This is a genomic window from Umezawaea tangerina (genome assembly GCF_003002815.1).
In the GTDB taxonomy this organism is placed as follows: Bacteria; Actinomycetota; Actinomycetes; order Mycobacteriales; family Pseudonocardiaceae; genus Umezawaea; species Umezawaea tangerina.
Window position 1 is genome coordinate 336,552 of sequence record NZ_PVTF01000006.1, and the last position, 12,684, is coordinate 349,235.

Here is a 12,684-nt window from a genome sequence, read left to right on the forward strand (position 1 = left end):
CTACTGCGTCTTCCACGCCGACGACCTCCGCATCATCACAAGCGCACCACAGGCACCGCGGATGAACGCCCACTGCGAACGGGTCATCGGCACTATCCGCCGCGAGCTCCTCGACCACATTTTGATCATGGATGAGCGTCACACACGGCAAGTCCTGAAGACCTACGAAGACCACTACAACCGATACCGCCCACACAAGGCCCGAGACCAACTACCACCCGCAGCTCGGCAACACCCTGCCGCGGTACATGACCTCGGCACGCACAGCGTGCTCCGCACCCGCATCCTCGGCGGCCTAATCAACGAGTACAGACTTGTTACTTGACCAGCAGCGACGACTTTTCGAGCGGCACAGGATCGCCGCCGTTGGCGGGAGGTCTTCCCGATCACGCCGGGCACCCTGCTCGCCTGGCATCGTAGGTTCATCGCCCGTAAGTGGGACTACTCCGCACATCGACGCATCGGGAGTCCACCGACACGAGCAGCGATCAGGACGCTCGTACTGCGGCTTGCCAGGGAGAACTCCCAGCGGGGACACCGCCGCATCCAAGGCGAACTGGTCGGGCTCGGATACCGCATCGCCCCTTCAACGGTCTGGCAAATCCTGCACGACGCGGGCATCGATCCAGCACCACGCCGCAGTGGCCCGACCTGGCGAGAGTTCCTGACCGCCCAAGGCGAGGGCATCATCGCCGCGGACTTCCTGCACCTCGACACCGTGCTCGGCACACGCCTCTACGCACTGGCCTTCCTCGAACACGGCACCCGACGCCTGCACATCACCGGCGTCACCACCCACCCCACCCAGGCATAGACAGCGCAGCAGGCCAGGAATCTCGCCGCTGACCTCGGACACCGAATGGAGTCGCTCCGATTCGTGCTCCGCGACCGTGACGGCAAGTACGGTCAGGCGTTTGACGCCGTCTTCCACACCGACGATATGCGCGTCATCACCAGCGCGCCGCAAGCGCCTCGGATGAACGCCCACTGCGAACGAGTCATCGGCACTCTCCGACGCGAACTCCTCGATCAGTTCCTGATCATGGGTGAGGGCCACCCACGGCAAGTCCTGAAGACCTACGAAGTGCACTACAACCGACATAGACCCCACCAAGCCCGCGACCAGCTACCACCCGCAGACCAGCAACACCCCGCCGCAGTGCACGACCCCGACACCCGCAGAGTGCTCCGCACCCGCATCTTCGGCGGACTCATCAACGAGTACAGAAATGCCGCTTGACCAGCAGCGACGACTTTTCGAGCGGCACAGGTTTCGCAGAGATACATGCGCGGATGCAGTCGTGATCCCGCGAAGTTGCTGATGAGCACGGCATGATGATCAGCCATGCTGTTTCGACTGGCCTACCTCAGCATGACCAACGCGTTCGCCCTGCGCCTGCTTCCTATAAGCGACCAGGACAAGGACGCGGAAATCCTCGTGCTACAACACCAGATCACCGTGCTGGAACGCTAACTGGGCAAAACTCCACTGCGGTTCTTCCTCGCCGATCGGGCGTTCCTCGCGGCGCTGCTGCACCGGCTCCCGCTGAGAACGCTCCGTCAGCTTCAGCTGCCGGTACGTCCGGAAACGGTGTTGCGCCGGCATCGGGGCCTGCTCGCGCGCCGCCACACGGCCAAGTCTCGGCCCCAGCGCGCCAGCCGACCGCGGACCCTGCGCTCGATCCGACGCTTGGTACTGCGCCTGGCACGGGAGAATTCCACGTGGGGCTACCGCCGCATCCACGGCGAACTGCTCGTGCTCGGCATCAAGGTCGCCGCGTCAACGGTTTAGGAGATCCTCAAGGATGCCGGAATCGACCCAGCCTCTGATCGCACTTCCGCCACCTGGGCGGACTTCCTCCGTTCTCAGTCCGAGGTGCTGCTGGCCTGCGACTTCTTCGAGGTCTCGACCGTGCGCGGCATCCGCATGTACGCGCTCGCGGTCATCGAGCACAGCAGCGGCCGGATCCGCGTCCTGGGCGCCACCGCGCACCCGACCGCAGCGCGGTTCTCCCAAACCGCGAAGAAACTCGTCATGGACCTCGACGACGCAGGCAGCCCGTGCGGTTCCTGATCCGCGACCGCGACGGAAAGTTCCCCACCCTGTTCGACGCCGTTCTCGCCGACGCAGGCATCCAGATCGTCCTCAGCGGTGTCCGGATCCCGCGGATGAACGCGATCATGGAGAGATGGATCCGGAGCTACCGCCACGAACTCCTCGACCGCACGCTGATCTGGAACCGATGACACCTGCTCCACGCACTGCGGGAGTACGGGCAGTTCTACAACACCCACCGGCCCCACCAAGGTATCGTCAACGCCCGACTGCTACGGCAACTGCCACAACCAACCACGAACCAAGCCCAGGTCGCCGACCTCGACAGCCACCGACGGTAGCGATTGGGCGGCATCCTCAACGAGTACCACCACGCAGCCTGACCAGCACGGATGGAATTTTTGGCAAGCACTACGGACAGTTGGGCAGTTGAAAACAATAGAATATCAACCTATCGACGGACAGCCTCTACTTTGCAGCTAATTCAACAATTGAAATGACTCGATCTTCGATCTCCGCGGCGGCCGAGTTCGGATCGCCTAGATTAATCAACCCCACACCAATTCGCTCGGCATGATGACAGATCCGTTGATCGATATATTCCTGAAGCGCATCACCTTCTTCGCGAAGAGGGTCTACAGAGTCCACCATACTAAACCTCCAAGCCGGCCTAAAAATCATGTCATAAGTAGGAATATAAAGTTCTGAAAATGCGGACATCGCTTGCGCAAGCACTTCTTTATGCCGACTTAGATCGATGCTCAACGCGTCGGTATAGGCGAGAACATCGAGCAAGGATCTGTCGCAGATCACTATTTCAGCAGATCTTAAAGCCTCTACTTCCGCAGCAATTGTCCCAGCGAACAGCTCTAGTTGTGTCATATGTCCCCTGCTGCCGCCTGCCAGATAACGACTTATTCGCGAGGGTTCCAACGCAAGTGAGACTGCATATCCACGCCGTAGCAGACGTGCCACTACGTCATGACACAGCGTCGTCTTGCCAGTGAGATGGGTACCGGAAATCGCGAATCGGAACTTTCGTGAGAGTGGAGCTGCTCTATTCATGGCCCTAATATAGCCAAGCGTGTGCGGTCCTGGCAAGAGTTTCACAACGGTCCGACAAGACGTCTATTTTCAAAAAATGCAATCCTGATACTATTGCCGAATGAGTAGATCAATACTAGTCGCGGAGGGCGGAGCCACGAAGGATAACGGGTTTCTATACATCTGCTCGGGATATCTTGTCGAAGACGCCAGAGTTCTATTGGTGCATCACAACGGGTTTGACAAGTGGGTCCCACCAGGTGGTCATATTGAATTTGGAGAGACATTTTCTCAAACAGCAACGCGCGAGTTTCTTGAGGAAACCGGCTTGACTGTACGCGCAATTTCTGCATCCATGGAAATCGACCCAAAGGACGGGAATGCCATACCAGAGCCTGTACCCTTCTATGTTGACGTCGAATATAACAGCTTTACAAAGCCAGCTTTGGTCCAATTTTTTTATGTCGAGCGTGACAAGTCGGGCAGACAGGTAGAGGAAGCACAGTTGTCGGAGATAAAGCAGCTCGGTTGGTTTTCGATGGAAGAACTAGAAACCATCTCTACATTTGACCAAGTTCGCAGTCTTGCCCGACATGCGCTAATGCACTATCCAGTACGCTAGCGTACAGCAATTTAAGGGAGTCATGTGACCGAGACGGGATGGAAAAACCTATTTCCTCATCAAGTCCCAAGCACCCTTCACTGGGAATCAAAAGATTTCATCCAGAAAGGCAAGGGAAATATCCTTGATCTTGGGTGTGGATCGGAACCGGCGCAAGTAATCAATAATGACTATTGTTACGTTAAAGTCGACATTAACCCTAACGTGGTTGACAATTTGCGGGAATCTTCGCTCAAAGGAGTGCATATTGCGCAAGCCGACGCGACATCGCTGCCATTCCAAAATAGCACTTTTGATTTAATCCTATGCAAAGCTATCTTTACAGCGCTAGTCACCGATGATGCTTGTAAGGCAACAATTTTAGAGATTCAACGAGTGCTGCGACCAGGTGGTCTAGCACTAGTCTTGGATTTCCTTATTAACCAAGACGATCCATACTTTACCAGCCGATACAAGCAAACACATGATTATCCATATGGAACTTTTTGGGTCCATGACGACCTAGGGAATATACTGTACTCGGCTCGCCACTTCTCACACACATGGCTTCAAGAAATGCTCTCCTTGACACCAAGGCTGCGGCTCTCTCAAACGGAAGTTAGGCCTGTCCACACCCGAACAGGAAAGCCAACACTCGGAATATTCCACATCGTGGAGAAAATTAGCGAAGCTTAATTCCGAGAGTTGCAAGGTGGGGCCAAATCGCGGACCAAGACTGGTCGCGCGCGAGAAATGCGTAGCTTCTAGTAGGACTACCGTCAGATTCAATAGCAGACCGGAGCGTCTGCCAACTCTTCCATATATTCCTATTCTGGCCTGTTGCGAACTTACTAGCCGCCACCATCCTCGCAGTGCGCGATTCGAGCAATGTGCGCGGGCTATAACCATCGGCTAAACTGGCCGACTCATCAAAGTAGTCTAGGCAGATGGGGTTGTCCTCCAGAAAGTACAGCCACCCCACATTTAGTTTAGCGCTCGCAAGCCCTGCGGTATTTGGGTTTACCGCGACACGCCCTTGGAGGTACTCGACACCCTCTTGGGCGATCGCAAGAGAGTTATGGAGCGATCTAGAAGTTGGCTCCAAGATCCACCCCAAATGTGCCTTTCTCCAGCGAACCGTTCCTGGAATCCAGTCGTCTGAAGGCGTGTAAGACAGGAGGAAAGGGTCAATACGCTCCATTCGTTCAAGGTATCGAGCAGAGCGGGCGAAATCCTCCAGTTCGTAGTAGTAGACAAACAGCTCTTTGAAAAGCCGGAGCTTATATTCATTGGGTAGCTTACGAACCGGAATCTGGGGGAAATACCTGCACATTAGGTAATAGACTATTGAAAATCTTCCGCGACTCCGATTTATCAGTATCAGATTCGCGAGGAAGAGCGCAGCAATCTCGAAGTCTCGACGGGTGATCGCCAACTCCAGAAAAGTTTGTGACATCGTGGCTGATTCGGAGTAACGGCCAGCCCAAAAGGCAGTTGTCACGGAATACTCAAGATCTGACACGGACTCCAGGTTGGCTGCGGTCTCTTCACGCCTTTCGGTAAGGTTGTTATTTTTCGACTGACTCGCGATCAAATTGTCAACAACCAGGCCGAGAATTTCCAGCTCCATACCCTTGCGCCAGTCGTCTGCGCCAAGCAGTGGGAACATATTCCGGGCTTCATTGCGCCATTGCGTGGGTTTCGCGTGCGTTGGATCAACGTCAAAGCCAAACAGGCGCGCGGCTGCGCGCTTTGCGATACCGCTGGGCATGTCCGCGACAGCCTGGCTCACCATGTCGAAGACTTTGACAGTAAACGCCCTATGCGAAGCGTCCCAAAGCTGGACCTTTTGTCGAAGTGTGACAATCTCTAGACTTTTAAGCGACGGATTAGGGCTGTCAACTCTCACAATTCCGCGCTCGCGTACTTGCGCCAAATCCCGAAGGAGTTGCTGGCGCAGCTCAGCAAGGGACTCACGTGAGAAAGTCATCCGAACCTCCCCTGATCTCACCCAGATCATACCCTGATACCGCCTGCTGCCATGAGGTCTTCTTGAGTCGTCAGGCGATCCGCGATGATCGCAGCTCAGACAGAGAGGTCAGGTCGCAACCGCAGTCAGAGATGATCCTTGATCTCGCCTGTTCCGCTCAACTATTGCTGTAACTCTGATGACTATTACAAGGCAACAGCCACTCACCTAGTTAGATACATAAAGAGCGCGTTAGCACCTGAAAAAGGAGAAAGTCAGAAATGCCCGGTAAACTACCTCCTCGCAGGCGCTTAAACGCCCTGCAACGGCAGCATGACCACGCCAACGCAAGCGGTGCAACAACATCCTCGCGGCCGCCGCGATCGCAGTCCTGCTGGTGGCTAGCACAGCCACCGTCACCGTCGAACTCACGAACGGCAAATACAACAACCACTGTCACCACCAGCGCGTAGGTCGGCTCACCGCCGAAGCAGACGAACATGGCGAACAACGAGAGTGACGTGTTCCAGGAACTCAGCCGGTCCGAACCCGAAACCGCCCTCAGCGCCAAGATCCACGCGCGTCCAGAGGCGCGGGGCACCTCCATCGAGTTTGAGGTCGAGGGTGCCAAGGGCGCCAGCCGGTGCGACCTGATGGCACTCACGCGCGACGGCGAGTTGATGCCCGTCACGTCGTGGCTGGTGGGAGCAACGGCGCTCAACGGGGGCGTGGGCATGCGGTGGAGCGAGATCACCGCGTTCGTTGTGAAGGATGCCAGTGGAGCGACGCTGCTCCACATGCCGACTTAAGACTTCTACCACGGAAGTGCGCGACGCGAATGCCTGCTTAATTAACACCTCAGAGGGCTAGTTGTCCCAGATCGCTTAGTGGTCCTCGCACCATGATCAGCTCGGATCAAACATGTCCACCGGAGCATCCGAAACCTAGTAGGACTCTCAAGAGTCGAAGAGCCACTATGGAGTACGAGTCGCGGCACCTCGAATGAGGCGAAGAATCCACCCCCTGTAGACATGGGGAAAGCTGGTTAGTCCTGGGTTATCTAAGAGTTTGACGGTGTCCTCGTGTTGTCTGCGGCCCGCCATGTCTCCAGAGTCGCACGGATCAAACTGCGTCGCCAAGTCGCTGTGCACCGACCCGACGAGGGCAATGTCCAGCCGAGTGGTAGGCCGAAACAGGCTCAGGCGCCAAAGGCACAGAATCGCAGTTCCTGCTCCATGGCACCCGCGCAAGTCATCAAGTGTCGGCACCACTTGTCGACGAACCCGACCAGAAGCATCGGAACAGGAAAGAGACCCATGCAGAACAACACCTCCAACGACGGGCCATCGAACGACAACCAACCGATGGACCACCACACCGCCCTGCTCATGCTGATCGGAGTCATAGCCGCGATCCTATTGGGCGGTCTAACCTACCTCGACGAACACAACACGCCCGTGGCACTCATCGCCGCCATCTCGGGGTTCGTCGGCGGTGTCTTGTTCGGCAAGGCGATCATCCGTCGATGACGCCGTAACACAAATGGACCGGAGACCTGTGCTCGGCCGGTGACCAGTAATCGCAGGCGCTCGTGTGCAGCGTTCTGAAGTCCACGGGTTGGGTCTCGGTCGTTTCGCCAGCGGCTGACTGGGGCTACGACACCGACCGGGCCTGGATCACCAATAGCTACCCGCGCCTCGCTGCTCAAGATCAACCCAGGGCCGGACGGTTTGCCGTGGTTGGACGATGCGCGCCTGGCCGAGGTGGTCTCGTCGCTGACGCGCTCCGAGGTGGGCAAGCTCATCGAGCTCAACGAGCGGATGACTGAGCGCCTCCTTGAGGGCCTGCCTGTGGCGGGACTACCGAATTGGGACCAGGGACGCGCGCAGCGCGTCCGGTTTATCGACTTTGACGACGCAGCCAACAACGACTTCCTGGCGATCAGCCAGTTCCGGGTGGATGAGCCCGGCGGCCAGGCCAAGAAGTTCGTCGCTCCCGATGTCGTGCTGTTCGTCAATGGCATTCCGCTGGTGGTCATCGAGTGCAAGAGCCCGTACATCACCGACCCGATGGCCGAGGGCATCACCCAGCTGCGTCGCTACGCCAACCAGCGTCACCTCGGCCTTGTGGCTGCCGAAAACCTCATCCATGCAGGTGACAGAGGGTCCACCGAGACTCATGCGCGGATGCAGTCATGATCATGCCGCTGCCGATAAGCACGGCATGATGATCGGTCATGCTGCTTCGGCTGGCCTACCTCAGCGTGACCAACGCGTTCGCGCTACTACGCCTACTCCCCATTAGCGACCGGGACAAAGACGTGGAGATCCTGTTGCTACGGCACCAGATCACCGTGCTGGAATGCCAACTGGGCAAGACTCGACTGCGGTTCTCCCCCGCCGATCGGGCGTTCCTCGCGGCATTACTGCACCGGCTCCCGGCAAGAGTGCTTCGTCAGTTCCAGTTGCCGGTGCGCCCAGAAACGGTACTGCGCTGGCATCGGGACCTGCTCGCACGCCGCCACGCGGCCAAGTCTCGCCCCCAACGCCCCGGCCGACCGCGGACACTACGGTCAATCCGGCTCCTAGTGCTCCGCCTGGCACGAGAGAACCCCACCTGGGGCTACCGCCGCATCCACGGCGAGCTACTCGTGCTTGGCATCACGGTCGCCGCATCCACGGTCTGGCAGATCCTCCAGGACGCCGGAATCGACCCGGCATCCGATCGCACGTCCACTACCTGGGCAGACTTCCTCCGCTCCCAGGCCCAGGTACTACTGGCCTGCGACTTTTCGACGTACCGACCGTGAGCGGCACCCACCTGTACGTACTCGCGGTCATCGAACACACAAGCCGCCGAATCCGCGTCCTGGGCGCCACGGCGCATCCGACCGCTGCCTGGGTCGCCCAGGCAGCGAAGAACCTCGTGATGGACCTCGACGACGCGGGCAACTCCGCGAGGTTCCTGATGCGCGATCGCGACGGGAAGTTCCCCGCCCTGTTCGACGCCGTCCTCGCCGATGCGGGCATCCGGGTTGTCCTCAGCGGTGTCCGAATACCGCAGATGAACGCGATCATGGAACGCTGGATCAAAACCTGCCGCCACGAACTCCTCGACCGCACCCTCATCTGGAACCAACGACATCTGTTGCATGCCCTACGTGAGTACGAGCAGTTCTACAACACCCACCGACCCCACCAAGGCATCGCCAACGCACGACCACTACACCCACTGCCACCACCGATCACCGACCAAGCCCAGATCACCGACTTCGACGTCCGTCGACGACAACGACTGGGCGGCATCCTCAACGAGTACCACCACGCCGCCTGACCAGCACGGACGTAGTTTTCGGCAAGCACAGGGTCCTGCGGCGTCGGGCGGGTGTCGGAGTGTGCGTTCACTGCGGCGAGCAGGTGGCTGAAGCGCGCCGCGGTGGCTGGGATGCCGTAGGCCGGGCTGGTGATCTCCTTTTCGAGGGTGCCGCTGCGGAGGTCGCCGCTGAGCCTGAAACGGGAGATCTTGTTGTCGAAGCTCTGCACGACCCACAGCGCGTGGACGCGGTGCAGTCCGACAAGCCCGCGCACCTGGCGGTGAGGCCAGGCGAGCGAAAGCCCATGATCGGCGAGGTTCTCGGCCACGCGCTGCTCGCCGCCGACCCCGATCTCGCCGGCACCGTCCGCGCCGAAGACGCGCAGCGGTGGCAGCGGCCACATATTGCTCTCCTTCCGCATCTCCGTGGCCGGACATGATGTGTTCTTGGAAGTGTTAGGAGCCATGGACAGTTCCTGGCGGTGTTCAGCTGCCTGCGACCTCCGACGGGCATGTCACCTCCAGCACGTGGTCCCGGCCGCCGGGAATGGTGGGCGGGGCGTCGTCCCAGAGCCCAAGCCGTACCGCTGGGTAGTAATCGGTGGCGGCGCTGTGCAACAGAAGCCCGCCAAGACCACCGACGGCGACCCACTCGCCCTCGCACCACCGCCGACCAACCGTGCGATTCCGGTTCAACCGGGGCATGGTGACTCAACAAAATCCGACATGGGGACACCGTGGCGGCAGTCAGGAAGTCACGGTCAAATGCCGGTCAAGCGGGGCGCCTGAGCGACGGGCCGTCAATCCAGCCCCACGATCACAACACGGCCACAAGATCAACCTCACCATGACCGGCGCTACTCCTGTCGTAGCAGCTCACGGGCCCACCGACACAGCTTCACGGTCAAACCACGGTCAGATGATCAAGCCCGACACGACCGCCGCTCCCCTGTCACCGCTGCTCACGCCATCACCAGTAGCCAATGGAGATCAACTCCGAGGGGCCGCGAGCACTACCGTCCACGGTCAAACCACGGTCAAAACGACAGAAGCGCCACCGGAGATGACCTCCGATGACGCTTCTGACCTGCGAAAACAATTGTGGACGATACAGGGATTGAACCTGTGACCCCTACCGTGTCAAGGTAGTGCTCTCCCGCTGAGCTAATCGTCCGAGGCGGAGACGGGAATCGAACCCGTGTACAGGGCTTTGCAGGCCCTTGCCTAAGCCACTCGGCCACTCCGCCATCGCCTTGAAGGCTAGCATCAAGACTTTGGCCTGAGCCCAAGGGGCCCTCTGCCGAGCGGACGACGAGATTCGAACTCGCGACCCTCACCTTGGCAAGGTGATGCGCTACCAGCTGCGCCACGTCCGCACCGCTCCGCGAAATTCTGGAACTTTTTCCCTTGTGGGGCTTGTGTTCCGGTCTTCCGTGGTGCTGAGGGAACTTTATTACATGCCTGCCATCCAGATCAAATCGGGGTACCCGCAACGGCTTTACGGGCCCCCGACCTCGGGTTTCACGTCAGGTCGTTGGAGATGAGGTGGGTCAGGGCCTCGTCGACGTTGACCCACAGGTGCTCGTTGCCGGGCACCACGACGTCGTAGGTGCGGTCGAGGAAGTCGGCGAGCTCCTGGGCGGACGCCTCGAACATGGCGTGGCCGGACGGGGAGCTGAGTTCTATGACGACGACCTCCGGGTCGTCGGCCGCGGGGCGGATGCGGACGTCGCCGTCGCCGGCGTCGGCGATGAGGCCGTCGGCGAGGAGGTCGCGGGCGTAGACCCACTCGACCCAGCCGGCCCTACCGGTGCGGAAGGCGGCCACCACGGCGTAGGGGTCCTTGGTGTCGTACCGGAGCTCCACCTGGACCGGAACCGCCGGGGTGCGTGGCGCCAGCAGGTCGAAGACCGCTGTTGAACGGAGCGTGACGTGATCGTTGCGCATCGTCGTTACCTTTTCTCCCTTCCCGGTCCAGGAAACGACCGAGCTGCCTGGTTGTGACGTCTCTGTGGTGGAAAACGTATGAAATGCCAGATCGGATCACCCGTCCGGGGCATCCGTACTCCGTTCCGCTACATCCTCGCTGCGTTCCGTGGCCGCTCGGCGTCGGCGCCACCCATCTTGCTGGGTTTAACCTGAACCCGGTACCGGCTGTTGTGCGAATGTTGGACGTGAGGACCTCTCTGGTGGCTGACTCGCCCGCTCCACCGCCGCAACCGACGTCCGCCGACCCCAGGTCGACGGACAGCGGAGGCCGCGATGGCCGACCAACCGACCCCGAACTCGTCACCCGGCTGGCGCAGGGCGACCGGACCGCGTTCGGCGAGCTCTACGACCGGTACGGAAAGCCCGCGTACTCGCTGGCCAGGCGCATCTGCGTCGACCCCGACCTCGCCGAGGACATCGTCCAGGAGGCGTTCCTGGCGCTGTGGCGCAACCCGAGCCGGTTCGACGCCTCGCGCGGCGGGTTCGGCACGTGGCTGATGACGGTCGTGCACCACCGGGCCGTCGACGCCGTCCGCAAGGAGAACACGCAGCGCCGCCGGAATGTTCCGCTGACCGACGAGCTCTCCGAGCGCAACGTGCCGCCCGCCCCGGGCTCCGACCTGGAGGCGTTGAGCAGTGTCGTCGGGGCCGAGGTGCGAGAGGCGTTGAAGAAGCTCCCGGAGGACCAGCGGCAGGTCATCGCCCTGGCCTACCTGGGCGGATACACGCAGATAGAGGTGGCGAAGCTGACCGGCGTGCCCCTGGGGACGGTGAAGTCGCGCACGTTCGCGGCCATCCGAAGACTCCGCGGAACGCTGTCGTCGGTGTGGACAGCGGAGACAGGTGGAGCGCAGGACCTCGCCACGCCCAACAACACCAAGGGAGCGCACCGGTGAGCGGGGACCCGAAGACCGACTGGTGCGACCAGGAGGAACTGGCCGTCGGCTGGGCCATGCACGCGTTGGAGCCCGACGAGGAGGCGCTGCTGCGCGAACACCTCCCGGAGTGCGCGAGCTGCAGGCGGACGGTGCGGAACACCGAAGAGGTGACGGCCTTGATCGGGGAGTCGGTCGACCAGTTCGACCCGCCGGCCCGGCTGAAGGCGAAGCTGATGGACGCCATCGAGCACACGCCGCAGGAGCGTCCCGCGCCCGTCGTCGTCAAAGTGCCGGACCGCCAGGAAGTGGCGGAACCGATCCCGCTCGACGCCGCGCGCCGCCGCAAGGCCAACCGGACGCGAGTTCTGCTCGCAGCGGCCGCTGTGATCCTCGTCGCAGTCGTGACCGGAGTGGTCGGCCAGCGCATCGGCACCCTCTCCGACCAGGTGGCCGCGCAGAACTCGCGGACCGACCAGCTGGAGAACACGCTGCGGCTCGCCGCGGACCCGGCCACGAACAAGGCCGTGCTGCGGACGGCGGGCGGGGAACCGATGGCGGTACTCCTTTCGGGTGACAGCACCGCGGTGGTCGTCGCGGACAAGATGCCGGCGAACGACGCGAGCAAGGAGACCTACGTCGTCTGGGGAACCAGCGGTGTCGGTCCGGTGGCGCTCACCACGTTCGACGTGTCGCCCGGCAGCGAGGACATCAAGCTCAGCTGGGACAAGAGCGCCTACGCCCACCACGGTTTCGCGATCTCGCTCGAGCCGGGGCGCACCGCGCCCACCACGCCCTCGGTCGTGCTGGCGGCGGGTCAGGTCGCGACGGCGTGACG

General features: G+C 60.6%; 19 protein-coding genes and 3 tRNA genes. 15 read left to right on the plus strand and 7 right to left on the minus strand.

What is annotated here, in order from left to right; genetic code table 11:
• Positions 1–34: 34 nt before the first annotated feature.
• Entirely contained in the window at positions 35–325 is a 291-nt protein-coding gene (locus CLV43_RS21720) for an integrase core domain-containing protein (protein ID WP_281262175.1), read from the plus strand.
• Positions 326–586: 261 nt separating this feature from the next.
• Here the strand turns inward: CLV43_RS21720 and CLV43_RS49360 are convergent, their stop codons facing one another.
• Complete coding sequence (locus tag CLV43_RS49360; protein ID WP_245886776.1) at positions 587–1,057, minus strand: hypothetical protein; 471 nt, start codon at positions 1,055–1,057, stop codon at positions 587–589.
• Between CLV43_RS49360 and CLV43_RS50470 the strand changes: the two genes are divergently transcribed.
• The 4 genes from CLV43_RS50470 (at position 977) to CLV43_RS49370 (ending at position 2,247) form a co-directional block, all read left to right on the plus strand.
• On the plus strand, positions 977–1,240 hold the full coding sequence (locus tag CLV43_RS50470; protein WP_425445768.1) for an integrase core domain-containing protein: 264 nt from the start codon (positions 977–979) through the stop codon (positions 1,238–1,240). The genes CLV43_RS49360 and CLV43_RS50470 overlap by 81 nt on opposite strands.
• Positions 1,241–1,345: 105 nt before the next feature.
• On the plus strand, positions 1,346–1,474 hold the full coding sequence (locus CLV43_RS50085) for a hypothetical protein (protein ID WP_281262172.1): 129 nt from the start codon (positions 1,346–1,348) through the stop codon (positions 1,472–1,474).
• Positions 1,475–1,876: 402 nt separating this feature from the next.
• The gene (locus tag CLV43_RS49365) at positions 1,877–2,074 is read left to right on the plus strand and encodes an integrase (RefSeq protein WP_245886778.1); all 198 of its coding nucleotides are present in this window, start codon (positions 1,877–1,879) and stop codon (positions 2,072–2,074) included.
• Positions 2,062–2,247, plus strand: a complete 186-nt coding sequence (locus tag CLV43_RS49370; protein WP_245886779.1) for an integrase core domain-containing protein — start codon at positions 2,062–2,064, stop codon at positions 2,245–2,247. The genes CLV43_RS49365 and CLV43_RS49370 overlap by 13 nt, the downstream gene beginning before the upstream one ends.
• Positions 2,248–2,524: 277 nt before the next feature.
• On the opposite strand, the gene CLV43_RS21735 is transcribed toward CLV43_RS49370, so the two are convergent.
• Complete coding sequence (locus CLV43_RS21735; RefSeq protein ID WP_106189079.1) at positions 2,525–3,121, minus strand: AAA family ATPase; 597 nt, start codon at positions 3,119–3,121, stop codon at positions 2,525–2,527.
• A 100-nt stretch (positions 3,122–3,221) separates the two neighbouring features.
• On the opposite strand from CLV43_RS21735, the gene CLV43_RS21740 reads away from it, so the two are divergent.
• Positions 3,222–3,722 carry an NUDIX domain-containing protein gene (locus tag CLV43_RS21740; RefSeq protein ID WP_106189080.1) on the plus strand — a complete coding sequence of 167 codons (501 nt, stop codon included), beginning with the start codon at positions 3,222–3,224 and terminating at the stop codon, positions 3,720–3,722.
• 24 nt (positions 3,723–3,746) lie between these two features.
• Positions 3,747–4,397 carry a class I SAM-dependent methyltransferase gene (locus tag CLV43_RS21745; RefSeq protein WP_106189081.1) on the plus strand — a complete coding sequence of 217 codons (651 nt, stop codon included), beginning with the start codon at positions 3,747–3,749 and terminating at the stop codon, positions 4,395–4,397.
• Here the strand turns inward: CLV43_RS21745 and CLV43_RS47180 are convergent.
• Complete coding sequence (locus tag CLV43_RS47180; RefSeq protein ID WP_146174861.1) at positions 4,384–5,691, minus strand: hypothetical protein; 1,308 nt, start codon at positions 5,689–5,691, stop codon at positions 4,384–4,386. The genes CLV43_RS21745 and CLV43_RS47180 overlap by 14 nt on opposite strands.
• A 479-nt stretch (positions 5,692–6,170) precedes the next feature.
• Here CLV43_RS47180 and CLV43_RS21750 point away from each other — a divergent pair, with 479 nt between their 5' ends.
• From CLV43_RS21750 to CLV43_RS21765, 6 genes are all read left to right on the plus strand, one after another.
• Positions 6,171–6,479, plus strand: coding sequence for a hypothetical protein (locus tag CLV43_RS21750; RefSeq protein WP_106189082.1), 309 nt, complete (start codon positions 6,171–6,173; stop codon positions 6,477–6,479).
• Positions 6,480–6,986: 507 nt separating this feature from the next.
• Positions 6,987–7,199, plus strand: a complete 213-nt coding sequence (locus CLV43_RS47185) for a hypothetical protein (RefSeq protein WP_146174862.1) — start codon at positions 6,987–6,989, stop codon at positions 7,197–7,199.
• Positions 7,200–7,370: 171 nt separating this feature from the next.
• Positions 7,371–7,868, plus strand: a complete 498-nt coding sequence (locus CLV43_RS21755; protein ID WP_342749805.1) for a type I restriction endonuclease — start codon at positions 7,371–7,373, stop codon at positions 7,866–7,868.
• A 38-nt stretch (positions 7,869–7,906) separates the two neighbouring features.
• Positions 7,907–8,479 carry a helix-turn-helix domain-containing protein gene (locus tag CLV43_RS49375; protein ID WP_245886782.1) on the plus strand — a complete coding sequence of 191 codons (573 nt, stop codon included), beginning with the start codon at positions 7,907–7,909 and terminating at the stop codon, positions 8,477–8,479.
• On the plus strand, positions 8,476–9,003 hold the full coding sequence (locus CLV43_RS48530; RefSeq protein ID WP_245886786.1) for an integrase core domain-containing protein: 528 nt from the start codon (positions 8,476–8,478) through the stop codon (positions 9,001–9,003). The genes CLV43_RS49375 and CLV43_RS48530 overlap by 4 nt, the downstream gene beginning before the upstream one ends.
• A gap of 221 nt (positions 9,004–9,224) precedes the next feature.
• A complete protein-coding gene (locus CLV43_RS21765) occupies positions 9,225–9,422 on the plus strand; it encodes a hypothetical protein (protein ID WP_106189083.1) in 198 nt (65 codons plus the stop codon).
• Between the two features lie 662 nt (positions 9,423–10,084).
• Here CLV43_RS21765 and CLV43_RS21770 read toward each other — a convergent pair.
• The 4 genes from CLV43_RS21770 to CLV43_RS21785 form a co-directional block, all read right to left on the minus strand.
• Positions 10,085–10,156, minus strand: a tRNA-Val gene (locus tag CLV43_RS21770).
• A 1-nt stretch (position 10,157) separates the two neighbouring features.
• Positions 10,158–10,229, minus strand: a tRNA-Cys gene (locus tag CLV43_RS21775).
• Between the two features lie 56 nt (positions 10,230–10,285).
• A tRNA-Gly gene (locus CLV43_RS21780) sits at positions 10,286–10,358 on the minus strand.
• A gap of 145 nt (positions 10,359–10,503) precedes the next feature.
• Positions 10,504–10,929 carry an SsgA family sporulation/cell division regulator gene (locus tag CLV43_RS21785; protein WP_106189084.1) on the minus strand — a complete coding sequence of 142 codons (426 nt, stop codon included), beginning with the start codon at positions 10,927–10,929 and terminating at the stop codon, positions 10,504–10,506.
• 242 nt (positions 10,930–11,171) lie between these two features.
• Between CLV43_RS21785 and CLV43_RS21790 the strand changes: the two genes are divergently transcribed.
• Both CLV43_RS21790 and CLV43_RS21795 read left to right on the plus strand, forming a co-directional pair.
• On the plus strand, positions 11,172–11,867 hold the full coding sequence (locus CLV43_RS21790) for an RNA polymerase sigma factor (protein WP_245886788.1): 696 nt from the start codon (positions 11,172–11,174) through the stop codon (positions 11,865–11,867).
• A complete protein-coding gene (locus tag CLV43_RS21795; RefSeq protein ID WP_106189086.1) occupies positions 11,864–12,682 on the plus strand; it encodes an anti-sigma factor in 819 nt (272 codons plus the stop codon). The genes CLV43_RS21790 and CLV43_RS21795 overlap by 4 nt, the downstream gene beginning before the upstream one ends.
• The last annotated feature ends 2 nt before the right edge of the window (positions 12,683–12,684 follow it).

Coding starts and splice junctions, on each gene's coding strand:
- CLV43_RS50085 (WP_281262172.1), top strand. CDS start 1,346: ATGCTGTTTCGACTGGCCTACCTCAGCATGACCAACGCGTTCGCCCTG.
- CLV43_RS21740 (WP_106189080.1), top strand. CDS start 3,222: ATGAGTAGATCAATACTAGTCGCGGAGGGCGGAGCCACGAAGGATAAC.
- CLV43_RS21750 (WP_106189082.1), top strand. CDS start 6,171: ATGGCGAACAACGAGAGTGACGTGTTCCAGGAACTCAGCCGGTCCGAA.
- CLV43_RS21735 (WP_106189079.1), bottom strand. CDS start 3,121: ATGAATAGAGCAGCTCCACTCTCACGAAAGTTCCGATTCGCGATTTCC.
- CLV43_RS47180 (WP_146174861.1), bottom strand. CDS start 5,691: ATGACTTTCTCACGTGAGTCCCTTGCTGAGCTGCGCCAGCAACTCCTT.
- CLV43_RS49375 (WP_245886782.1), top strand. CDS start 7,907: ATGCTGCTTCGGCTGGCCTACCTCAGCGTGACCAACGCGTTCGCGCTA.
- CLV43_RS50470 (WP_425445768.1), top strand. CDS start 977: ATGAACGCCCACTGCGAACGAGTCATCGGCACTCTCCGACGCGAACTC.
- CLV43_RS47185 (WP_146174862.1), top strand. CDS start 6,987: ATGCAGAACAACACCTCCAACGACGGGCCATCGAACGACAACCAACCG.
- CLV43_RS21785 (WP_106189084.1), bottom strand. CDS start 10,929: ATGCGCAACGATCACGTCACGCTCCGTTCAACAGCGGTCTTCGACCTG.